General features: G+C 57.1%; 19 protein-coding genes. 12 read left to right on the top strand and 7 right to left on the bottom strand.

The genetic code is table 11. The annotated features are described in order from the left end of the window. Nucleotides 1–595 precede the first annotated feature (595 nt). The 4 genes from V3572_RS00910 to V3572_RS00895 are packed head-to-tail and all read right to left on the bottom strand — an operon-like array spanning nucleotide 596 to nucleotide 4,236. Nucleotides 596–1,252, bottom strand: a complete 657-nt coding sequence (locus V3572_RS00910; RefSeq protein WP_332109089.1) for a PqiC family protein — start codon at nucleotides 1,250–1,252, stop codon at nucleotides 596–598. Between the two features lie 3 nt (nucleotides 1,253–1,255). Continuing rightward, nucleotides 1,256–2,275, bottom strand: a complete 1,020-nt coding sequence (locus V3572_RS00905; protein WP_332109088.1) for an MlaD family protein — start codon at nucleotides 2,273–2,275, stop codon at nucleotides 1,256–1,258. 26 nt (nucleotides 2,276–2,301) lie between these two features. Continuing rightward, nucleotides 2,302–3,057, bottom strand: coding sequence for an ABC transporter ATP-binding protein (locus V3572_RS00900; protein ID WP_332109087.1), 756 nt, complete (start codon nucleotides 3,055–3,057; stop codon nucleotides 2,302–2,304). A 24-nt stretch (nucleotides 3,058–3,081) separates the two neighbouring features. Beyond that, a complete protein-coding gene (locus V3572_RS00895) occupies nucleotides 3,082–4,236 on the bottom strand; it encodes an ABC transporter permease (RefSeq protein WP_332109086.1) in 1,155 nt (384 codons plus the stop codon). 393 nt (nucleotides 4,237–4,629) lie between these two features. On the opposite strand from V3572_RS00895, the gene V3572_RS00890 reads away from it, so the two are divergent. From V3572_RS00890 to dndE, 8 genes are all read left to right on the top strand, one after another. Continuing rightward, nucleotides 4,630–4,812, top strand: coding sequence for a Nif11-like leader peptide family natural product precursor (locus V3572_RS00890; RefSeq protein WP_332109085.1), 183 nt, complete (start codon nucleotides 4,630–4,632; stop codon nucleotides 4,810–4,812). Nucleotides 4,813–5,024: 212 nt separating this feature from the next. Then, a complete protein-coding gene (locus V3572_RS00885; RefSeq protein ID WP_332109084.1) occupies nucleotides 5,025–6,485 on the top strand; it encodes an inorganic phosphate transporter in 1,461 nt (486 codons plus the stop codon). 213 nt (nucleotides 6,486–6,698) lie between these two features. Beyond that, nucleotides 6,699–7,340: a potassium channel family protein gene (locus V3572_RS00880; RefSeq protein WP_332109083.1), complete on the top strand. Its 642-nt coding sequence runs from the start codon at nucleotides 6,699–6,701 to the stop codon at nucleotides 7,338–7,340. A gap of 272 nt (nucleotides 7,341–7,612) precedes the next feature. Beyond that, nucleotides 7,613–8,680, top strand: a complete 1,068-nt coding sequence (locus tag V3572_RS00875) for an FmdE family protein (RefSeq protein ID WP_332109082.1) — start codon at nucleotides 7,613–7,615, stop codon at nucleotides 8,678–8,680. 218 nt (nucleotides 8,681–8,898) lie between these two features. Continuing rightward, nucleotides 8,899–9,078: a helix-turn-helix domain-containing protein gene (locus tag V3572_RS00870; protein WP_332109081.1), complete on the top strand. Its 180-nt coding sequence runs from the start codon at nucleotides 8,899–8,901 to the stop codon at nucleotides 9,076–9,078. Between the two features lie 593 nt (nucleotides 9,079–9,671). Next, nucleotides 9,672–11,153, top strand: a complete 1,482-nt coding sequence (gene dndC, locus V3572_RS00865) for a DNA phosphorothioation system sulfurtransferase DndC (RefSeq protein WP_332109080.1) — start codon at nucleotides 9,672–9,674, stop codon at nucleotides 11,151–11,153. After that, complete coding sequence (gene dndD, locus V3572_RS00860) at nucleotides 11,150–13,123, top strand: DNA sulfur modification protein DndD (protein WP_332109079.1); 1,974 nt, start codon at nucleotides 11,150–11,152, stop codon at nucleotides 13,121–13,123. The genes dndC and dndD overlap by 4 nt, the downstream gene beginning before the upstream one ends. A gap of 3 nt (nucleotides 13,124–13,126) precedes the next feature. Then, entirely contained in the window at nucleotides 13,127–13,510 is a 384-nt protein-coding gene (gene dndE / locus V3572_RS00855) for a DNA sulfur modification protein DndE (protein ID WP_332109078.1), read from the top strand. A gap of 141 nt (nucleotides 13,511–13,651) precedes the next feature. On the opposite strand, the gene V3572_RS00850 is transcribed toward dndE, so the two are convergent. The 3 genes from V3572_RS00850 to V3572_RS00840 form a co-directional block, all read right to left on the bottom strand. After that, a complete protein-coding gene (locus V3572_RS00850) occupies nucleotides 13,652–14,614 on the bottom strand; it encodes an O-methyltransferase (protein WP_332109077.1) in 963 nt (320 codons plus the stop codon). A gap of 2 nt (nucleotides 14,615–14,616) precedes the next feature. Further along, complete coding sequence (locus V3572_RS00845) at nucleotides 14,617–15,933, bottom strand: ATP-binding protein (RefSeq protein ID WP_332109076.1); 1,317 nt, start codon at nucleotides 15,931–15,933, stop codon at nucleotides 14,617–14,619. 236 nt (nucleotides 15,934–16,169) lie between these two features. Continuing rightward, nucleotides 16,170–17,195 (bottom strand): DUF1786 domain-containing protein, encoded by a 1,026-nt coding sequence (locus V3572_RS00840; RefSeq protein ID WP_332109075.1) that lies wholly within the window; start codon nucleotides 17,193–17,195, stop codon nucleotides 16,170–16,172. A gap of 262 nt (nucleotides 17,196–17,457) precedes the next feature. Between V3572_RS00840 and gcvH the strand changes: the two genes are divergently transcribed. From gcvH to V3572_RS00820, 4 genes are read left to right on the top strand one after another with little or no spacing between them, the layout of a single operon-like run. Then, nucleotides 17,458–17,835 (top strand): glycine cleavage system protein GcvH, encoded by a 378-nt coding sequence (gene gcvH / locus V3572_RS00835; protein WP_332109074.1) that lies wholly within the window; start codon nucleotides 17,458–17,460, stop codon nucleotides 17,833–17,835. A 13-nt stretch (nucleotides 17,836–17,848) separates the two neighbouring features. Further along, on the top strand, nucleotides 17,849–19,183 hold the full coding sequence (gene gcvPA / locus V3572_RS00830) for an aminomethyl-transferring glycine dehydrogenase subunit GcvPA (RefSeq protein ID WP_332109073.1): 1,335 nt from the start codon (nucleotides 17,849–17,851) through the stop codon (nucleotides 19,181–19,183). Continuing rightward, nucleotides 19,180–20,628, top strand: a complete 1,449-nt coding sequence (gene gcvPB, locus V3572_RS00825; protein ID WP_332109072.1) for an aminomethyl-transferring glycine dehydrogenase subunit GcvPB — start codon at nucleotides 19,180–19,182, stop codon at nucleotides 20,626–20,628. Before gcvPA ends, gcvPB begins: the two co-directional genes overlap by 4 nt. Then, nucleotides 20,615–22,000 carry a dihydrolipoyl dehydrogenase family protein gene (locus V3572_RS00820; RefSeq protein ID WP_332109071.1) on the top strand — a complete coding sequence of 462 codons (1,386 nt, stop codon included), beginning with the start codon at nucleotides 20,615–20,617 and terminating at the stop codon, nucleotides 21,998–22,000. Before gcvPB ends, V3572_RS00820 begins: the two co-directional genes overlap by 14 nt. The last annotated feature ends 1 nt before the right edge of the window (nucleotide 22,001 follow it).

Raw genomic sequence — 22,001 nt, 5'->3', positions numbered from 1 at the left:
TATCCCTACAGGAAAGGAGTTGGTGCAAGAACGACGAACATCCTCCACGTTGCACAAAAACTGTATCACACATATCAAGACAACAGCCTATGATGCAAGAAAAACATGCCACGCATATTTCATCATCGGACAACACGAAATCCTCTTCCGCATGAGAATATCCCCGGTTCCGCCATGACGGTCGTTATGCACGGAGGAAGCCTCGCCAAGATCGACGATGTTGATTTTCAAATTCAGACCTGAGGGGAAATGCAATTCAAGATGGTGAGACAAGAGGGAAGGACACCTCGAAAGCGTCCGCCATCGTCTTCAAAAAAGCTGACGCGGCGGCGACAGCCCGATAAACCCGCCGTACCGATGCCGCAGCCAGCCAGGGGATATTTCAGGACGTCACAGGCGCCGAAAACACGGCCGACACGCCAAGGGGCAAGGCCCGCGTCCCTGCCCCCAAGGACCGTCAGCCGCCGGAAAGCGCCTGCGCCACCCACAGCTTTGGCCCGAACTCACGAATTTCGCGTCGGCGGTTGTCGAGAGAAACCCGGCGCTCGCCCCTTTTCCCCGCAAACAATCCGCCGCTTGCGTCCGGAGCAAAACGCTAGGGCTTGCGCATCCGCGCCGCTTCCGCCAGCCCGGCGGCGATGTCCCTGGCCAGGGCCGCCGCCAAACGGCTTTGGGCATCAACCAGGGCGGCGTAATCCGGCCCCTGGGCCGTGTCCGTCAACTGCGAGGAACGCCACAAGACCACCTCGCCCCCGGCGTCCAGCACCGCCCAATCGGCCTTGAGCACGGCTTGGCCGCCAGGGACGCCGTCGTAGCGCCGCACCTGGATGGTCACCTGCCGCTCGGGATGCATTCCCACGGGCCAGGGGGAGGAGACCATGGGCCCGGCGCAGACCATGCCCGACAGATTCTCCATGAGGATGCGCTCGAAATTGTTGCGCACAGGCTCGATCCACTGATCGAACTCGGCCAGATGCATGACCGTGCCCGCCCCGGCGGTGACGATCTGGGTCCGGTCCAGGTAGGCCGGAAACTCCACCGGGCCGATTCCCAGGGACGGGCAGGCCCCGGCATCGGCAGAGGCTCCCCCCGCCTCCTCGACGGCGGCCGGGATGGCGGTCAGGGAATAGAATCGGGTGGGGGCGCTCTTGCCGCATCCGGCCACAAGAAAAACCGCCGCCAGGATCGCCCCCAGGAGGGCCAGCCGCGCCAAGGCGGCCGGGCCGCCGTACTGTGTCTGCCTTTGGGACATGGCCTATCTCCTCGGTCCTTTTCCCTGGATGAGCGCCTCGGGATGGCGCTCCAGATAATCGGCCAACGCCCGCAGAGACCGGGCGGCGGTGGCTATCTCGCGCAAGGCGGTGTTCAGGTCGGTCACGGTGGGGGAGTCGGACCTGGTGAGGCGTTGGATGGACGCCAGGGCCGCCGAACCTTCCTTGAGCGTGGCGTCGAGCATGGTCAGGGTCTTGCCGGCCGCCGTGGACAGCCCGGCCGTGCGCTGGTTCATGTCCTTGGCCAGTTCGGTATAGCTTTGGATGGCGATGTCCAGGTTTTCGGCCAGGGGTTCGACCTTGCCCTGGAGTTCGTGCAGGAAATCGTTGCCCGCATCCAGGGTCTTGTCCAGCTTGACGGGCAGGGCCTGAATCTCCGGGGAATTGACAAGGCTGTCGATGCCGGTCACTGCGGCCGTGAGGCGGTCCACCAGGGTCTCCAGGGGCAGTTTGGTCAGGGTCTGGGTCAGCTTCTCGAAGGCCGAGGGCACGGTGGGAATCTCGGGAAGCGTGCTGTCGCCAACCAACTGCACCTTGGTGTCGGGCATGATGTCCAGGGCCACGGCCAGTTGCCCGGTGACGAAACTCTGGGTGACCAGTTGGGCCCGCAATCCCCGCTCCACCAGCTTGTTTAAAAGCTCATGGGCATTTTCCTGGCTGGCCTGGAGCAGACTCTCGTCTTTGGGCCTCTTGGACGTCTTGTTCACGGTCATGCGCACCTTGCCGCCTTCGATCTCCACCACCACCGGAATGTAGAAATGCAGATCGCCCGCATCGGCGTCGATGCTGATCTCGGTGACCTGGCCGATGGGCACGCCGCGAAACAGCACGGGAGCCCCCACCTGCAGGCCGTTGACCGAATTCTCGAAGAACATGATGAATTCGTACTTGGGGGTGAAAAACATGCCCGATCCGAACACGATGACCGCACCCACGCCAAGGGCCACGGCCCCCAGGACAAAGGCCCCGATCATGCTTTTTTTGACTTTGCTGGCCACGACCATGTTCTCCGTTCGTTGCGCCGGGGCGGCTACTTTTCGCCCCTGGTCAGGAAATGCCGCAGATTGGCGTCGGTGGTGTTTTGCAAAAGTTCCTTGGGATCCCCGCTTGCGGTCATGGTCCGGGTCTCCACGTCAAGGAACACGCAATTGTCGCCAATGGCGAAAATGCTGGCCAGTTCATGCGTGACCACCACGATGGTGGCATGCAGGCTGTCCCGGATCTCAAGGATCAGTTCGTCGAGCAGATGGGCGCTTATGGGATCGAGCCCGGCCGAGGGCTCGTCGAAAAAAAGGATGTCCGGGTCAAGGGCCAGGGCCCGGGCCAGTCCGGCCCGCTTGACCATGCCGCCGCTGATCTCCGAGGGATAGAAGTCCTCGAAGCCCGCCAGTCCCACCAGGGCGAGCTTGAGCGAGGCCAGCTCCCGGATCTCCTTGGGGTGCAGCGTGGTGTACTGCTGCAAGGGCATGGAGATGTTCTCGGCCAGGGTCATGGAGCTGAATAGCGCCCCGCGCTGGTAGAGGATGCCCGTTTTGCGCAGGATGGCGTCGCGGCTGTCCTCGTCGACCTCCCACAGGCTGCCCTCCTGGTAGAGCACCTGCCCCTTCGCTGGCGCCTTAAGCCCCACCAAGACCCGCAAAAGCGTGCTCTTGCCGCAGCCGCTGCCGCCCATGACGATGAAGATGTCCCCGCGCCGGATGGTGAAATCCAGATCGCGCATGATGACGAAATCGCCATAGGACATGTCCAGGTTTTTCACCGTGATGCGCGGTGGGGCGAGCTCCATGACCTTGGACCTTTCCTGGCCGCCCTAGACGCCCAGGATGTTGCACACCACGGTGATGATGGCCGTGGCGATGATGATGGCCAGGATGCTGGTGACCACGGCCGAGGTGGCGGCCTGGCCCACGGCCAGGGCGCTGCGGCCGCAACGCATGCCCCGGTAGCACCCGGCCAGGGCCACCAATACCCCGAAAACCGTGCTGTGCACCAGCCCGATCCAAAAGTTGGCCAGGGGCACGGACTGCCAGGTGTTGGAGAAATACTGCACGGGATTGATGCCCAGCATCAGCGACCCCACGATGAACCCGCCCAAAACGCCCATGAGGTCGGCGTAGATGCACAAAAGCGGCATCATGAGCACCAGGGCGATCAGGCGCGGCAGGACCAGAAATTCCGTGGGCGAAAACCCGAAGGTGCGCAGGGCGTCGATCTCCTCGTTGACCTGCATGGTGCCAAGCTCGGCGGCGTAGGCCGCGCCCGTGCGCCCGGCCATGATGATGCCGGTCATGATTGCGCCCATGACCCGGACCATGGCGATGCCCACGATGGTGGAGACGTAGATCTGGGCCCCGAACTGCTGCAGTTGGATGGCCCCCACAAAGGCCAGGATCAACCCCACCAGGAGGCTGATGAGCGACACGATGGGCAGGGCGTCGATCCCGGCCTGCTTGATGTGCAGCATCAACTGGGAACGCTGGAACACGGCCCGGCCGCGCACGAAACTGCCGCAGGCCATGGTCACTTCCCCTAAAAATTCCAAAAGATTGCTCACCGCCTGGCCGGTTCCCAGGACCGCGCCGCCCACCTGGCCCAGAAAGGATTCGGACACGTCGGCCTTGGCCGCGCCCTTGCGCTCCGGCACCTTGACCGCCAGCTCCATCAGGCTGCCCGCCCCCTCCGGAAGCCCCGAGGTGTCCACGGCAACCCCGGCCGCCTCGGCCAGGCGCATGATCCGCAGACAAAAGGCCAGAAGCCTGCTGTCCCAGCCTGTCACCCCGGCGGATTCGAAGGTCAGGGCGGAGGGCTTCCCGGCGTCCTGCAAGGCCGTGGCCACCGCCTTGACATCCGGGATCGCCGCCCCCATGCGCCAGTCCCCGGCCAGGGCTACGCGCACGCCCCCGTCGTCACGGGTCACCGCGCAGGTGGCCTGGGGTGTCGTCTGGGATATCTGTTTTTTGGTCATGGCTGTGGCTCACGCGGGTTGGCAAGGCCGCGAAAACCCTTCAATGAGAAGTTTTTTTTGTCAAGAAGAACCCCGCAGCTCGGCGCTCCCGACGGGAACCGTGCGGTTTCTCCCCGCGCACGCAGCCTTATTTTCATCTCTTCATCACGAAAGCGCCATCATGATTACCGTATGTTACGCGCGTGACGGGCGGGCTGCGACCATGTTGCAGTTCGAAGCCCCATGCCTCACCCCCGGCCGAAGGCCGTGCATCTGGGACGAAAGATGGTCATTTCGTCTCGACGGCATGGGGAAAATGGGTCACTGTCTCCCCAACCGTCTGCAAGACAGTCGCTGGACGCCACATCCGACGGTTTTGCCGCCCCATCTCTCGCATCCCTAGGAGGAAACCGCATGAGCCAGGACGATATAGACCGCCTCATGGCCTATCTTCGCGAGCATCCCGTGGAAATGCAACGGGTCCATACCATGCTGACCCGGGAACTCGTGGCCTTTGCGGCCATGAAGGGCTTTGAGATCACCGAGGAGGAGCTCCAGGCCAGGCAGGCCTTGGTGCATCTGATCAACGGCACCTAGTGTGGCGTTCACAAAAACACATGTCTGTTTCTTGTGAATAAAAACCATAAATCCAAAGTGTTGCCGCTCGCCAAACCGTAACGGAAATTCCCGAACGCAACACGAGCCAAACCGCCCAGGCAAGGTTTCCGCCGACACGCTTCGAACCAGCAGCCCGCCGCGGCTGGCCGGGAAGACCGCTTCCTCCCGCCACGCGACGCCCAAGGAGCCTCATGTCGCTGCCCTTTTTCACCGAGATCGACGGCTACACCCTGTTTCTGCTTGTGTCCTCCCTGGGGATCGCCCTGTCGTTCGAGTTCGTCAACGGCTTCCACGACACGGCCAACGCCGTGGCCACGGTCATCTACACCAAGTCCCTGCGGGCGCGCACGGCCGTGGCCCTCTCGGGCATCTGCAACTTTCTGGGCGTACACCTCGGCGGCATCGCCGTGGCCTATTCCATCGTGCACCTGTTGCCGGTGGACCTGCTGGTGGCCGTGAATACCGACCTGGGCCTGTCCATGGTTTTCGCCCTGCTGGTGTCGGCCATCCTGTGGAACTTCGGCACCTGGTATCTGGGGCTTCCGGCCTCAAGCTCCCATACCCTCATCGGCTCCATCCTGGGGGTGGGGCTGGCCAACGCCTTTCGCGAGGGCCTGCCCCTGGAGGCCGGAGTCAACTGGAGCAAGGCCGCCGAAGTGGGGCTGTCGCTGTTTCTTTCGCCGGTCATCGGCTTCGTGTGTGCGGGGGCCCTGCTTCTCCTCATGTCGAAGTTCATCCACTCCTCGATCCTCAACGAGGCCCCCAAGGGCGACAAGCCGCCCCCCATGGGCCTTCGCGCGGCCCTCATCGCCTCCGGGCTCGGGGTCAGCCTGGCCCACGGCTCAAACGACGGCCAAAAGGGCGTAGGGCTGATCATGCTCATCCTTATCGGCATCCTGCCCGGGGCCTATGCGCTCAACCTCGACACCGACGCGCAGGAAATCGGCCAGGTGAAATACGCCGCCGGGCAGCTCACGGACTATTTCAACGCCCATCGCCAGGAGATCACTCAAGGATTGGCCGATGGCAACCTGTTTCACCGCAAAAACCAGACGTCGTCATCCGTGGACTGCGACATCACCCAGGCCGTGGACGCGGCCCAAACCCTGCAACTGCGTCTGGCCGGGATCGCCACCCTGTCCGAGCTGCCCGAAGAGGCCCGCTGGGAGACCCGCACCGACATCCTGTGTCTGGACGACGCCGCCGAGGACATGCAGCTTTTGCCCGGCACGCCCCAGGCCGACATCGAACGCCTGGAAGACTGGCGCACGACCCTGCGCGGCCCCACGGAATACGCCCCGGACTGGGTGCTTCTGGCCGTGTCCCTGGCCCTGGGCGTCGGCACCATGGTGGGCTGGAAGCGCATTGTGGTGACCATCGGGGAGCGCATCGGCAAGACCCGGCTGACCTACGGCCAGGGCTGCGCGGCCCAGGTGGTGGCCATGAGCACCATCGGGCTGGCGGATTTCGCGGGACTGCCCGTGTCCACCACCCACGTCCTGTCCTCGGGCGTGGCCGGAACCATGGCCGCCGGGAAATCCGGGCTCCAGATGCGCACCCTGCGTTCCATCGCCATGGCCTGGGTGCTGACCCTGCCGGCGGCCATGGTCCTTGGGGCCGGACTGTTCTTTCTCTTCGCGGCCATGGGATAGCGGACGGGGCGTGTCCGGTCATTGCCTCGCCGCGCCGACTTCTTCCTGCGCCTGGGTGGCGCCCCAGTCCGAACAGCCAGCGGACCACCAGTGACGTTTCCTTTCGGCCATGGCCGAAAGCCCCCTTTCCGTCCGGCCCGGTTCTGAGATAGACTGCGCCCCAATGCATCCGACAACCGGCCCGCACCCTGGCCACAGGCCCCGCGACATCCCATGCGGCTGACCGCCCGAAAGGCCCAGCCATGGGTCTGCATGCTGCTCATCGGCCTTCTGCTCGTGCATCCCTTCGTGTCCGCGCGCATCGGGGCCTTTCTTTTTGTCATGGCCTCCCTGGGCGCGCTTTCCCTGTCCATCACCCACCGGGACCGCAAGCTGCGCATCTATTTCTACATCGCCAGCGCCCTGCTCCTGTGGTCCGTCTTCTGGAACGTGCATGAGGCAACGCACCGGATATTCGTCTATCTCCTGTGTACATCAACCTATTTTCTTTTCATCATCATTGTCATAAACGATTTGATGCGGTCAAAAGAAGTCACAAAAAACGAAATCTTCGCCCTCATCAACTGCTATCTCATCGCAGGAACCGTTTTTTCCTTCATTTATGAACTTTCATACTTTTTAGACCCGGCCTCTCTTTCGTTCCAAACCGGATCCATCGGAAATCACAGCGTCTTTCTCTACTTCAGCTTCACCACCATGACCACCCTCGGCTATGGCGACGTCGTTCCCATAGCGCCGTTTATACGCCACATCGCCGTCCTTGAGGCCATTTTCGGCCAGTTCTACATCGCCATCGTGGTGGCCTTCATCCTGAGCCGCTACATCCAGCACCGCAACACACCGCCCCCGGCCTGATCGTCAACGACGCACAGGCCTGGACCGGCCGGAACCGCCGCCACCGGGCCGGGACCGCCCTCGTCCGGGCAATTCCCGCCAAACGACTCCACGCCGCGGTGTTGACACGTATTTTTAATTTGTACTAACATGCGAATATATTTTCAGATGTTATATTCTTTTTTCGTCAAGAATAAAAAACACGGAATCGTTTCTGGCGTGTCATGCAGGTAATCGTGTCAAAGCACGATGCGCCCGCCGGTTCCGCAACCTGCCCCATGAAGGAGGCCGCCATGTCCATGGTCCGACGCCGTGCGTTTTCCCTCATCCTGGCCCTGCTGTTGCTGTGGTCCGCCATCCCGGCCCCGGCGGCGCGTGGCGCGTCCGGGATGGACCAAGCCAAGGCCGCCCTGGAACAGGCCATGGCCGAGGTTGGCGAGAAAAAAGGCAGCCAGGCCTTGTTGGTTCTGACCAACGCCGCGTATGCGCGCCTTGACGGCGATTCGGCCGTGGGATTTCTCGATGTGGCCACGGCGGTCACCGGGGCGACCTTCGGGGCGCGGTCCCTGCTTGGCGTGCACTCCTCCATGCTGTCGCCCCTGTGGTTTTCGCTCTACAGCCCAGCCAGCAACACCCTCGTCTACGCCGTCCAAAAAGACGGCGCGTTCGCCGCCCAGAAGATCGACGCCAATCCCGGGCATCTGTTTGCGCCCGACAACTGGAAGGCGGCCGGGTCCGGGATCATCGGCGGGTCGCTCTTCTCCGTGGTCAGCATCAGCCTGGCCTGGGCCGTTACGCCGGATTACATGTCGCTCCAGGCGGCCTCGTTCCACGACCATTTCTGCCCGGGCGTCAACTATGGGCTGATCATCGGCGACTACATCGAGAAGCGGTTCCCCCTGGGGCCGGGCGACGCCTACGTGTTCGCCGTGGCCCCGTCGAGGTGCGCGGCCGATGCCCTGCAGGTCATGTACAACACCACCACGGGCAAGGGCGGCGACTACGGCATGGGCATCTCCGAGGCCGATCTGGCGAAATACGCCGTAAACGGGGTGAAGCCCACGGCGGTGGTCATGCGGGTGAACAGGAAAAACGACGTCTGCGACGCCCTGGCCCTGGGCATCGACTCGGCCCGGCTGTACGCGGACATCAAGATGAGCGAGACGGAGCTTTCGCCTGCGGGCGGGGGCCAGAATCCGCTGTTTTACATCGCCCGCACCCGGGCCTCGCGGGAGATGTGCCGTTTGCCCAAGGAGCAGCGCATCGGCTACGTGGTGGAACTGGCCAAGACGTCCGGCAAGGCGGATCTGGCCGACAAGATCACGGCCAATGATCCCTACGCCAAGGTGTTCGGGAAATAGGCGGGGCGGCGCCCCGGGGTCGGAAACGGGCTGCCGAAGGCTCGTGCGGCTTGGTTTGGACGGGTCCGGGCCGCGATTTGGTGGTGACGGAACCGTCCGGACATCAAACGCAGAAATGACGCCCCCCCGTCCGCATGGTGTGCGGGCGGGGGGGTTCTCGACGCCAACGCTCCAACCATGTAAGAGCCATGGAACGCTGCGTTTGCAGGAGGTCACACATGTTCACGCATGATCAACTGACCCAAAAAATGCTGGCCGATCCCGCCGTCAGGGAGGCCCATACGGCCATGGCCCCGGAGTTCGCCCTTTTGGATGAACTGCTGCGGGCGCGAAAGGAGGCCGGGTTGAGCCAGGCCCAGTTGATTGCACGCATGGGGCTCATGGGAACCACGACTTAGGCCGTGGCCCGGCGGGGGGCCGCCCTGGAAAGCGGCAGGCATTCGCCGTCCGTGGCGACGCTTCGCAAATACGCCACGGCGGTGGGGAAGAAGCTTATTATTCAATTGCGGTAAGAGTATGATCCCTGTGATTTGTACCTGAAACTCACGGGATCGCGCATCGCAGGAGCAAGGTTCGTAGCTCGCAAAGAAACTGTTTCGTAGAACGATTCAACGGCACGGTGCTGGACGAATTCTTCCGGGATGCCTTCAGCATGGCAAATGCAGGCTGAAGTGGTTTACATCTGTGGAAGAAATGCAAACAGATATTGACGGATATTTTTGTCATAACAACCGTGATCTCCCACGCTAATGCCGGAATATGAACGTCCAGACGGCGTACACCGTTTACCTCAAAAGACTCTTCATTCCAAATAAATCCGACGTCGATGCGGATATGGAAGCAGCTTCATTGTTACCCCGCTGTGGACAGCGCTTTAAGGTTATTGGTTTCGCGACAACTCGACCATTTACACTTATTCAAGCTCAGTGTATTCAGAGCGCGTGAATCGATCAAAAAATCTTAACTATTTCAAAATATTCAATAACAAACCATGACAACTGACAACCAAGCTCTTTCTGTTTTTGAAGCTATGGGCTTCAAAAAAACCATTTCAATCCTTCTCAAGGAAATACGAGAATTATACCTGGAAAATGATCTCCCATGGGTTGTTGGCTACAGTGGTGGGAAAGACTCGACAGTCGTCCTTCAGCTAATTTGGGAAGCCTTGTCCAATTTGAATGAGGATGTTCGTTGCAGAAAGCAGGTATATGTCATCAGCACAGACACATTGGTTGAAAATCCTATTGTATCTAACTGGGTCTCTCGTTCGCTACAGATGATGAATGAGACTGCAAAGAAAACGAAAATACCTATTAGTGCTCATCAGTTGAGGCCGGAAGTCGAGAACAGCTTCTGGGTTCAATTACTAGGCAAAGGCTACCCTGCTCCGAGACCTCTTTTCCGTTGGTGCACAGAGAGATTAAAAATATGGCCTTCGAACAAATTTATCTACAACGTTGTGAATAAATATGGCGAGGCTATTTTAGCTATTGGGACTCGAAAGGCTGAAAGTCAGATTCGTGCTCGGACTATGGTGAAGCACGAACGAAGCAGGACCAGGGACCGTTTAAGTCCAAACGGTAGCATTCCAAATTGCACAATATATACGCCTATCGAAGACTGGACCAACGACGACGTGTGGTTGTTCATCACCCGCACTGAGAATCCTTGGGGATTGGGGCCGACAGAGCTTCTAGAGCTGTATAAAGATGCGACTCTGGACCGCGAGTGTCCTCTGGTTGTTGACAAGTCCACCCCAAGTTGCGGGGCCAGCCGATTCGGATGCTGGGTCTGCACATTGGTCGCCCGTGATAAGTCCATGGAAGCTATGATTGCCAATGATCCCCAAAATGAGTGGTTGAAACCGCTTACTACCTTCCGTGATTTGTTGGACGTTAACAATGATGATCATCTTCGGGATTTTCGCAGAATGAGTGGGCGGGTTCAGCTCCACAAGGACGGGCCTATTCATGGCCCATATTTGCAGCATGTCCGGGAAAACTTTCTTAGAAAGCTTCTGCAAACACAAGAACAACTTCGCAGCAATGCTCCTGAAGGATATCATGATATTGAGTTGATCTCTCAAGAGGAGCTTAAGACGATTCGAAGAATCTGGATATTGGAAAAACATGAACTGGAAGACAGTCTACCTCGGATATATGAAGACGTTGTTAAGAAGATTTTTGTCGATGACGCTGACTATTATCATTGCTTCGGCTTCGCGGAGATGAAGCTATTGCAGGAAGTTTGTGGGGATGATCGCCTTCGGTTTGAATTGATCCGAGAGTTACTGGATCTGGAATGGCAGAACCGCAACCAAGTCAGGCGAGTTGGATTTCTTGATCAATTTGAGTCTGCATTCAAAAAAACCTTTTATGATGATGAGCTGGATGCGGTTGCATTCGCTCGGCACAAACATGAATTACTTGGTAAGGTGTCGGAAGAAATATCTGACGAGTTGACTGACCTATGATCATCGACAAAATTATTTTTAAGAATTTCGGTACATATCTTGGAGAACAGACTTTCTATCTGACTCCCAAAAATGTCGCGCGCCCTATCATTCTTATTGGCGGACTCAATGGAGCCGGGAAAACTAGTCTCCTCAACGGGGTTCAGCTTGCCCTTTTTGGAAAAAGATCCATGACGCTGAGTCGAGGCCACGGAGGTTATCAAAAACAACTCTCGAATTTGATGACTTGGGGAGCCGAATACGACGACCCGACCTCGGTTGTTTTAGAATTCCATGCGTCCCAACGAGGAACAAGCGAGAAACTCCGTGTTGAAAGAAGCTGGGAGTATAACAGCGCAGCTTCTATTGTTGAGACTTTCAAAGTATGGAGAAATGGGAAGCTTGATCCTGAGCTAACAGAAAACTGGGATGAATATGTTGAAAGATTGATTCCAGTTGGTATATCTCATTTGTTTTTTTTTGATGGAGAAAAGGTTGAGCAATATGCTCAAAGCGGCAGAAGTAAAGAACTGTTAAAAACTGGCGTTCACGCCTTGCTCGGGGTTGATCTTGTTGAACGGTTACAAAAGGATGTTCGCGCTCTTGTCAGAAAAAAAACCAAAGAAGCAGAGGACGGGAGCAAGCTACTAAAAATTAATTTTATTGAGGAAGAAATAGAATCGCTAGAGAACCAATTGGAGAGTTTGCAGGTTGAACACAAAGATCAATCTGATAACAAGCTTGGGATTGAGAAACAATTAAAGGCCGTTGAACAAAGATTAACGGATGCAGGAGTTGATCTGTTTTATCAAAAGCTTGAACTCCAAAAAAAATTGGCGAAAGCCAGCCATCTAAAAAAACAACAGAAAAAAGAGCTAGTTGAGATTGCTGGTGGCGCGTTGCCGTTAAGACTTGTAGAAAATTTACTAAATCAGATGCGTGAGCAGGTCCGGCTGGAGCACGATGCCGTTGTCAGCAAGGAGATATTGGCGACCCTCAAGACTAGGGATAGAAAAACTCTTGCTCTCATCGGGGAATCAGACACAAGGACTAAAAAAGCACTTGAGAATTTTTTTTTCGCGGACCAGGAAAAATTGGCTAAAAGTACAAAAGTTAATGCTGTGCTTAACTTGTCATCTGAGGGTCAAAATCTTCTTCAGATTCTGAAAGCGGATATTGAGCAGCAACTGCGTGAATTCGAAAAGTTACAGCAGATACACAAGCAAATTGAAGGCCAAATTCAGGCTACAACCGCTATGCTTGAGCGCGTTCCTAAGGAAGAAGATTTGGCTGATATGCTCCAAGTACGCACCAGGCTTGAAAAGCGGATCAAAGATGCCCAGATAGCGCTGATAGATTTGGAGTTAAAGATTGGCCGAACCCGAAACATTCTTGATTTAAAGGAACAGGCTCTAAAAAAAGAAATTGAAAACGGAGCCAAAAGTATTGAAATGCTTAAAGAGGGCGGAAGAATTGTTAAATATGGCGATCTCTGTCTCGAATTGGTAAGGAAATTTCAGGAAAAACTGGTTCATAATGCCATTCGGAAAGTTGAGGCAAGTATACGTGAGTCGCTTGCACTTATCTTACGAAAAGAAGAATTCATCTCCGACATCCACCTTGATCCTAAAACGTATGAAATGTCGTTAATTGGAAAAAATGGAAAAAACCTGACTCCTGAAATGTTGTCTGCTGGAGAACGGCAAATATTAATCATTGCAACACTATGGGGATTGGCCAAGGCATCGGAACGCCCTTTGCCTGTTATAATCGATACGCCTCTTGGCCGTCTAGATTCCGTTCACAGAGCAAATCTAATTGAGCACTATTTCCCGGCTGCCAGCCGCCAGGTTATCCTTTTATCCACAGATGAAGAAATTGATCAGGCATTTGACGAGAAACTGAAAGAAACCCGTAGCCATGGGTATCACCTGCATTTTGATCCTAAGCTTCAAGCAACAAAGGTCAAATCGGGTTATTTTTGGGATTAGTAAATGAGCATTGAGACAGTTCGACTCTCGCAGCAAGCCAAGGATCAGCTTATCAAGCTGAAAAGACGTACAGGTGTTCAAAACTGGAATGTGCTCTGCCGATGGGCATTTTGTGTTTCTTTGGCAGAACCTACACCTGTCCAAGAGAAGGTGTTGATCGGTGAAGGTGCTGTAGAGATGTCCTGGAAGACTTTTGGGGGTAAACACCAGGAAATTTACCTTGCTCTTCTAAAGCAACGTTGCCTACAAGAGGGGATTCCCGTGACTGACAGGGATTTGAGCATACAATTTCGGCAGCATTTGCATCGCGGGGTGAGTTATTTAGCGGCCAGTGACAATATTGGGAATATCTCTGATTTATTGGAATTGGCTGGTCAATCTTCATGAATTGCAGGCTGCGCTTTGATTAATTTATAGGTAAAATCATATGAACTCAACTCAACGATTTGCAGATAAGAAATGATAAAGTTTAACAACTGATAGGCACTACTTTATTACGCCAGTGTAAAAATAATTCTCGTTATTATATCATGCAGATGACTCGCTGAATGTCGGAAAATACCTATAAAGTTTTTTGAAGTTGGTCAGGTCTTTTTGGGGTACATTTGGCAGCGACAAGTTCTGTACCTCAAGGCCTGGAAGCTGAGAATTTAATTCTCTAATTTCTTTATAGGTTAGGTTTGGAACTTGAATGTCATAAGCGTCATCACTGTTTCTTATAAATGACAAAGAGTCGAATGAGCATTGTGCGTATAAATTCTCCTGTCCTTCATCAAAAACAATTCCTCCAACGGTAAGCATTTTAGCCCCATCTGAATATGAAAAATTATACAACTGCCTGTATAACATTCGGTTGCCTATTTCTGCAACACCATTTCGATAGGTAAGGGTATGACTAATGTGGTTGTTTAATATATTACGACATGTTTTTGAAAAATTCTTTTTATTTAAATCATTATCAGAGAGCCCGATGGGAATGTGCTCTTTACCTACAGCTTCTTCTAGCATTTTTCTTCTGTACTCTCCTATTTTTTCGTCTGGATTTTCAGATTTTTCCGGTTCCACATTGATGGAAACCAAAATGATTGTGCCGGAACAACAACTAGAAAGTACAAATGTTAGATCTGAAAGCACATCTGCCGAAATCCGTCCATCATAATCAAGCCAGATGATTGTTCGTATATCCCAATTGAGTTCAGGTAGAATATCAACAGAATCCCCAAAACGAATATCAATACAGTTAAACGGTCTGTTGAATTCAAAACGTTTTTTATTGTGGGTGTCTTTTTCAATGCTTATCATATTGCAAATGTTAAGGCTTTTATGAAATAGTATGAAGTCGCTAAAGTATGTCGATCCAAAGCCAACGTACCGATATTTTTCAACTTGTCCAAATGGGGAAAGTTTAACGAAAGATTCGCAAAGCATTTTTCTTTCAATGCACTTAGCTGGTCTTAACGCGTAGTTAATTTTTATGTAGCTGCCTTGCATTGCTATTCACACTCGTTTTCGTAGTAGTAGTCAAATGTCATTCTGCCAACATCTGTATTGGTTGTTACCCCTAAAGAAAGTTTAACCTTCTTTATTTTTTCTCTGGTTGCGTTGTATTGGATTCTTCCCGTCAAAGGTTTTATGCTATATTGTTCTGATTTTGGAGCGATAAAAGGTGTTGGTATTGTTTCTTTGTCAAACCAAGTTGCTGTTGTTTTTTGTATTGCAATTTCAAGTGGTGCTTCATCTCTGTCACCAGATTCTTTTTCGCTTTTTTCCTTGGCAAGATCTGATAAAAATTTAACAATTGGTCGCATCTGTTTTATCATTTCAAGACGAATTGATTTATATAGTGGCAGATCTGTATCGAGTCCAGTTTTAGTTGTTGTCCATGGTAAAGCTTCAGCATCATCTGAATCAAAAAAAACATATCCTCTAAAGAATGCAAAGTTAGTGTGGTATTTTGGAATCGTTTTTCCGTTTCCTTCGCCCCACCCAGTAATAAACGTTTGATCATGTTCAAGAACCATGCGACCGTTACAAAATATATACCATCCACTTTCTGATTTGCTTCTTTCCGCAAGTCCTGCATATATAGTTACAGTAATATCATGTCCATTGACAGAGTATGTTTTTTGAAAAAAGGCAGGGACTATCTTGCCTGATGTAAGCATCTCAAGAGGTCTGATGTTAACCGGAACCTTATTAAGGGTGATTGCCAATCCAGATTTTAAAATAAGAGGGTATGCGGTTTCAATTTCGTTAATTAATGTTGTTCGAAAATGTTCTAACTTTAATTCTTCTGATATGCTCTTGTGCAGTTTAGTTACAACTATTTTCGTTCCAGTTTTTTCTATATTATTTTCTTCTTTTTTGATATCTGAAAAATGAAATTCCCATTCTTCATTCTTTACCCATTCTTGCACATCTTGTTGAATAGAAAAAGAACAACTTATTGTCTTAGATGAAATTTCAAAATAATTACCAAGTTTAAAAATTGTTCTTTTCATTCCTACACCAAATCTTCCAATCGATCTAGCGGTAAGCTCGGCCTTCTTTGGTCTTCCGAACCTGAATGCGTATTCCTTAGCAATTTGTAGGGTCATTCCGCCGCAATTATCTCTGATTGAGAATCTATCATCCTCGAGTTGGATGGAAACTTTCAATCCTGTGAAATCATTATTGGGACGGATACGTTTTGCACTGTCTACAGCGTTGTCAATCAAATCAAGAATAGCTCTTACCAGAGGAATATCTCTTACCAACATATTGATAAAAAATTCTTTGGTCGGCGAAGCTTCGATTTTCATGTCATCCATTATCGCACCTTCTTTTCGACGAGTCATATTTTCGGCTTAAGAAGTATATAATTCATAACTAGTTAAATATCAAGGCGTTGATCTGTCCGAAACCACTACAACTTCTACCATTTAAAGAAAGCCTGCTCCTGCTAAATGGCGAAAACTATTTCTTTCTTGCCAATTCTCTCCTGAAATCATTGGAACTTCTTGGAGTTGCCCCCGCATGCGTCACCGGCGCGGCCTGACTGGACTCGCTATATCCCCATCCCCCGCACCAACCCAAAACACCCGGCCAGCATCATGTCCCCGCCGGGGCAGGGAAAAACCGCATCGTGCCCGCGAAGGAGCCCGCGTTTGGGGCCGATGATAAACGTCTGCCGGAACCCCTTGGCCTCCGGCGGCAGCGCAAGCGTCATACAGCCATGTCCGCCCGCGTCGAAGACCGCATCCAGCGTCAGCCCGCCGCGCCGAAAAAATTCCAGATCCTCCCACACCGCCGCAGGTTCCCGGATGCCCTGGTGCTGCTCGTAGACGCCAAATATCCGCCCGCCGTAAACCAGCGCCCCCAGGATATGGCTGTTGCCCATATTGAGGATCACCGCCCCGGCCTCGTCGCAGGCCGCCGCCACGTCCGGATCAAATAGCGCCCCCAGAACCGCCGCCGAGGCCGTATCCGCCGTCATGCCGCCGCCGATGGAGTCCCGCAGGGCCTTTAACCGGGTGAGCATCACCGGCGGCGTCTCATACACCAACGCCTCGGGACGTCCGTCCGCCTCGGCCAGAAACGTCTCCCACAACCTGAACCGGCTGCGGCGGTTGCTCACCCCCGGAGCGAACCCGTGATCCTGGGCCGCCGCCGCCACGCATTCCGGCATGGGCAGTCCGGCCGCCCCCAGAAACGCCCGCCAGAATCCGGGATCGTAGTCGGCCAGGGCCACGGCCACATGCCCCTTGGGACAGTCGTCCGTCAGTTCGATGCCCATCTTCGTCAGGCGCGTCATGTCGTCGCCCAGCGAAAACGCCGCCGCAGGCGTGCAGGACACGGACCTTCCGGCGCCCAGCTGGGCCATGACCGCGCGGGTGAATCCGCCGCCCATGTTCGTGCCGAAGAGATGGATGTCCCGCCCGGCCGCCGTCAGTTCGCGGATTTTGCCCGCCACCATGCGCGCCGGGGATGGCAGCACGAATTTGGGGCAGTTTTCGGCCTCAAGGGCCGGATCGTAATACAGGACGTCCTGGGTGCCCGAACCGATGTCCAGACACAGGGTGGTACGGCTCATGTGCGCTCCATGCGGCTGTGGTGTGTCGGAAATGATACAGGCGTGCTGTATCCCCGCCGGGCGTTTTGGTCCAGAGGGCTAGAGGCGCTCCCACGACGGGACCGAGGAACCGTCCGATAACAAATAACGGGGCATGCCCTTGGCCGCCCGGCGCGACCCTTTGTTTACGGCCCGGATACCCCTTGCCCCCCGGCCCGGAATGGGTTTACATCGCCTTTCGGTGCGGCGGACCCCGCGCCAACTCTTGCTTCGGAGGAACCCCATGATTCCCAAGGATCTGCTGTATTCCAAGAGCCACGAATGGGCCAAGATCGAGGGCGGCATCGCCGTGGTGGGCATCACCCACTTCGCCCAGGAGCAACTCGGCGACATCACCTACGTGGACCTGCCCCAGGTCGGCGCCGTGTTCGAGGCCGGACAGGAGATGGGCTCCGTTGAGTCGGTCAAGGCCGCCAGCGAACTGTATTGCCCCGTGTCCGGCGAGGTGATCGAACAAAATCCCGAACTCGACGCCGCTCCGGAAAAAGTCAACGCCGACCCCTACGGCGAGGGCTGGATGATCAAGATAAAGGTCACCGACGAGCCCATCGACCTCATGTCTCCCGAGGAATACGCGGAAATCGCCCAGGCCGAACACTGATCCGGAGCGCCCCATGCCCTACATTCCCCACACCCCGGATGAGGTCCGGGAGATGCTCGATGTGATCGGCGTCGCGAGCATTGAGGAGCTCTTCGCCGAAATCCCCGCCGGTCTGCGCCCCAAAAGCTTCGCCATCCCTCACGGACTCACCGAGATGGAGGTCCGGCGCAGGTTGGAACGGCTGGCCGCGAAAAACCGCACGGACATGTCCAGTTTTCTGGGCGGCGGCTTCTACGACCATTACGTGCCGTCGGCAGCGGACATGCTGCTGGCCCGGGGCGAATTCTACACCGCCTACACCCCGTACCAGCCCGAGGCCTCCCAGGGCACCCTCCAGGCCATCTTCGAATACCAGACGGCGGTGTCCCGCCTCTTCGAGATGGACTGCTCGAACGCGGGCGTCTACGACGGCGGCACAGCCCTCTACGAGGCGGTGATGATGGCCGTGCGCCACACCCGGCGCAAAAAGGTGGTGGTCAGCGAGGCCGTCAGCCCCATCTACCGCATCGTCCTGGCCACCTATACCAAAAACCTCCGTCTATCCCTGGTCACCGTGCCCCATGCCAAAGGCGGCGACGACATGGCCGCCCTGACCCAGGCCATCGACGCCGAAACGGCCGCTGTGGTGGTGCAAAATCCCAACTTCTTCGGGTTCATCCAGGATTTCACCAGCCTTTTTTCCACAGCCCGGGACAAGGGCGCGGTGTCCATCATCGCAGGCTATCCCGTGCTGCAAACCGTACTCAAGACCCCCGGGGCCATGGGAGCGGACATCGCCACGGCCGAAGGCCAAAGCCTGGGGCTGCCCCTGTCGTTTGGCGGCCCGTACCTGGGCATCATGACCTGCCGCAAGGCGTTGGTGCGCCAGATGCCCGGCCGCATCGCCGGTCGCACCGTGGACGCCTCGGGACGCACCGGCTACGTGCTGACGCTGCAAGCCCGGGAACAGCACATCCGACGCCAGAAGGCCACCTCCAACATCTGCTCCAACCAGGCCTTGTGCGCCCTGCGCGCCCTGGTCAACCTGTGTCTGACCGGCGAAGAGGGTCTGACCCGGCAGGCCACCCTGTCCATCGAAAACACCCACTACGCGGCCATGCGCCTGTGCTGCATCCCGGCCATCACCCTGCTCAACCGCGAGCTGCCTTACGGCAACGAATTCACGGCCGTTTTCCCCATCAACGCGAAAAAGATCGTCCGGACCCTGGTGGACGAGGGGATCGTGGCCGGATTTCCGCTCGGACGCTACTATCCGGGCCTGGAGAACGCCCTTTTGGTGTGTTGCACGGAAAAACACGGCCGCGACGAGATCGACCGGCTGGCCAGAAAGGTGGAGAAGGCCTTATGAGCACTGTTTTCGCCAAATCCGTTCCCGGACGAGAGGGCGTATGGCCCGAGAAACCCCGCACCGAGCCCGTGGATTTCATCCCCGAGGGGCTCTTGCGCGCCCGGGGCGCCAATCTGCCGTCCTTGTCAGAGCTTGACGTGGTGCGCCACTTCACCCGGCTGTCTTCCAAAAACTACGGTGTGGACTCCAATTTCTATCCGCTTGGTTCCTGCACCATGAAGTACAACCCCAAGTTCACCGAGGAAGTGGCCGCGCTGCCCGGCTTCGCCCGGCTGCATCCCCTGGCCCCGCAGCTTCCCGGCGGCGGCGACATGGTTCCCGGCGCGCTCGAGGTCATGTACGAGACGGAACAGCTCCTGTGCGAGATCACGGGCATGTCCGCCTTCACCCTGCACCCCATGGCCGGGGCCCACGGCGAACTCACGGGCGCGCTCATGATGGCCGCCTACCACGCCGACAAGGGCCACGCCAAAACCAAGATCGTCTGCCCCGACTCGGCCCACGGCACCAACCCGGCCTCGGCCGCCATCGCCGGATACGAGGTGGTGAGCATCGCCTCCAAGGACGGCATCATCGATCCCGAGGCCCTGGCCGCCGTGCTCGATGACCAGGTGGCCGGGGTGATGATGACCGTGCCCAACACGCTCGGGCTTTTCGAGCGCCATCTGCCGCGCATCGTGGAGCTGTGCCGCGCGGCCGACGCCCTGCTCTACTATGACGGCGCGAACTTAAACGCCATCCTGGGCAAGCTCCGGGTGGGCGACGCCGGATTCGACGTGGTGCACTTAAACCTCCACAAGACCTTCGGCACCCCCCACGGCGGCGGCGGCCCGGGCTCGGGACCGGTGGGCGTCTCCGACCGGCTCATCCCCTATCTGCCCGTCTCCCGGGTCGCAAAAGACGAGGCCGGGCGCTTCAGCCTGCGCTACGACTATCCCAAGTCCATCGGCTACGTGGCCCCCTTCTACGGCAACTTCGGGGTCATGCTCAAAGCCTACGCCTACATCCTGCGCCTGGGCGGCGAGGGCCTGACGCGCGTCTCCGAAAACGCCGTCCTGGCCGCCAACTACCTGCGAAAGCGCCTGGATGATCTGCTCGAGGTGCCCTACAACCGCATCTGCATGCACGAGTTCGTGTCCTCGGCCGAACGCCAGGGCAGATTCGGCGTGCATGCCCTGGACATCGCCAAGGCCCTTCTCGACCGGGGCTACCATGCCCCGACCATCTACTTCCCGCTCATCGTCAAGGAGGCCATCATGATCGAGCCTACTGAGACCGAGAGCAAGGACACCCTGGACGCCTTCGTGACCGATCTGCGCGAGATACTGGCCCTGGCCGAGACCAACCCGGCCGCCATCACCGCCGCGCCCGTGACCCTGCCCGTGGGACGTCTGGACGAGACCCGCGCCGCCCGGGCCATGGAGATCACCGATGACCTCGGTTGATCCGGCCGATCTGCTCATCATCGGCGGCGGCCCGGCCGGGGTCGACGCGGCCCTGGCCGGGGCCGCTCTGGGCCTGCAAACCGTCCTCGTGGAGGCCGCCGAACTCGGCGGCACATGCCTGAACCGGGGCTGCATCCCCACCAAGGTGCTGCTCGGGGCCACCGACGCCGCAGACGAACTGGCCGCCCAAAGCCGCCTGAAACTGGCCGAAGGCCGCATCGCCTTCTCCCTGGCCGCCCTGCAGACCCGCAAGGACCGCCTCGTCTCCGGAAGCCGCACCGCCCTGGCCGCCACCCTGGCCAAGGCCGGGGTCCGGGTCGATGCCGGACGCGTCACCCGCATCTCCCCGGGCTCGGCCCGCATCGATACCCCCAAAGGGCCCCACAGCGTGCCCTACCGCTTCTGCATCCTGGCCACGGGATCGCGCCCGGCCGTCTATCCGGCCATGGCCCCGGACGGCCGCGCCGTGCTCGACTCCACCGCCCTTTTGGGCCTGACCCAGGTTCCCGAAAGCCTGATCATCGTCGGGGCCGGGGCCATCGGGCTGGAGTTCGCCGACATCTTCCACCGGCTGGGGGCGCGCATCATCCTGCTCGAAGGGGCCGAGCGCATCGCCCCGGCCGAAGAGCCCGACGTGTCCAAGGTGCTCGCCCAGTCGCTCACCCGCAAGGGCTGCGTGGTCCGGGCCGGGGTGCGGGTCAAAAACCTGGTCACCGCCGACGGCCACGCCGTGCTGACCCTCGACACGGGCGAGGATATCCACGCCGACAAGGCCCTGGTGGCCGTGGGCCGCTTCCCCAATTCCGACATCCCGGGTCTGGCCGATCTCGGCGTGCGGTTTTTGGGCGACGGCCCCAGCCGGGCCTGGATCGACGTGGACGACCATCTCCTGGCCGCCCCGAACATCTACGCCGTGGGCGACGTCAACGGCCGCACGCTTTTGGCCCACGCCGCCTCGCATCAGGCCTGCTACGCCGTGCGCCACGCCGCCGGAAAAACCACGGCCCCCTACGAGCCCGGGGCCATCCCCGGCTGCATCTACGGCAACCCCGAGACCCTGCGCGTGGGCCGTTTGTCCCGCGAACTGGCCGCCCACGGCCTCGAACCGGAAATCTCCGAAGTCCAGCTCGCCGCCAACCCCATGGCCCAGGCCCATGCCGCCACGGCCGGATTCGTGCGCGTGGCGTGGCTTGACGGCCGCGTGGCCGGCGTCGTCGCCGTGGGACGCGGCGTGGCCGCCATGGGAACCCTGGCCACGCTCATGGTCAACCAGGGCTTTACCCGCGACGACGTCGAAAAAACCATCTTCCCCCACCCAGGCCTGGACGAATCCCTGCGCGCCGCACTGTTGGCGGGCAGGAAGAAGGGGTAAG

The sequence above is a fragment of the Desulfolutivibrio sp. genome, assembly GCF_036584575.1.
In the GTDB taxonomy this organism is placed as follows: Bacteria; Desulfobacterota; Desulfovibrionia; order Desulfovibrionales; family Desulfovibrionaceae; genus Desulfolutivibrio.
This window is presented reverse-complemented; position numbering and strand designations above follow the sequence as displayed.

Coding starts and splice junctions, on each gene's coding strand:
- V3572_RS00880 (WP_332109083.1), top strand. CDS start 6,699: ATGCGGCTGACCGCCCGAAAGGCCCAGCCATGGGTCTGCATGCTGCTC.
- dndD (WP_332109079.1), top strand. CDS start 11,150: ATGATCATCGACAAAATTATTTTTAAGAATTTCGGTACATATCTTGGA.
- dndE (WP_332109078.1), top strand. CDS start 13,127: ATGAGCATTGAGACAGTTCGACTCTCGCAGCAAGCCAAGGATCAGCTT.
- V3572_RS00890 (WP_332109085.1), top strand. CDS start 4,630: ATGAGCCAGGACGATATAGACCGCCTCATGGCCTATCTTCGCGAGCAT.
- V3572_RS00870 (WP_332109081.1), top strand. CDS start 8,899: ATGTTCACGCATGATCAACTGACCCAAAAAATGCTGGCCGATCCCGCC.
- V3572_RS00840 (WP_332109075.1), bottom strand. CDS start 17,195: ATGAGCCGTACCACCCTGTGTCTGGACATCGGTTCGGGCACCCAGGAC.
- V3572_RS00900 (WP_332109087.1), bottom strand. CDS start 3,057: ATGGAGCTCGCCCCACCGCGCATCACGGTGAAAAACCTGGACATGTCC.
- V3572_RS00895 (WP_332109086.1), bottom strand. CDS start 4,236: ATGACCAAAAAACAGATATCCCAGACGACACCCCAGGCCACCTGCGCG.
- V3572_RS00885 (WP_332109084.1), top strand. CDS start 5,025: ATGTCGCTGCCCTTTTTCACCGAGATCGACGGCTACACCCTGTTTCTG.
- gcvH (WP_332109074.1), top strand. CDS start 17,458: ATGATTCCCAAGGATCTGCTGTATTCCAAGAGCCACGAATGGGCCAAG.
- gcvPB (WP_332109072.1), top strand. CDS start 19,180: ATGAGCACTGTTTTCGCCAAATCCGTTCCCGGACGAGAGGGCGTATGG.
- gcvPA (WP_332109073.1), top strand. CDS start 17,849: ATGCCCTACATTCCCCACACCCCGGATGAGGTCCGGGAGATGCTCGAT.
- V3572_RS00905 (WP_332109088.1), bottom strand. CDS start 2,275: ATGGTCGTGGCCAGCAAAGTCAAAAAAAGCATGATCGGGGCCTTTGTC.
- V3572_RS00875 (WP_332109082.1), top strand. CDS start 7,613: ATGTCCATGGTCCGACGCCGTGCGTTTTCCCTCATCCTGGCCCTGCTG.
- V3572_RS00820 (WP_332109071.1), top strand. CDS start 20,615: ATGACCTCGGTTGATCCGGCCGATCTGCTCATCATCGGCGGCGGCCCG.
- V3572_RS00845 (WP_332109076.1), bottom strand. CDS start 15,933: ATGGATGACATGAAAATCGAAGCTTCGCCGACCAAAGAATTTTTTATC.
- V3572_RS00910 (WP_332109089.1), bottom strand. CDS start 1,252: ATGTCCCAAAGGCAGACACAGTACGGCGGCCCGGCCGCCTTGGCGCGG.
- V3572_RS00850 (WP_332109077.1), bottom strand. CDS start 14,614: ATGCAAGGCAGCTACATAAAAATTAACTACGCGTTAAGACCAGCTAAG.
- dndC (WP_332109080.1), top strand. CDS start 9,672: ATGACAACTGACAACCAAGCTCTTTCTGTTTTTGAAGCTATGGGCTTC.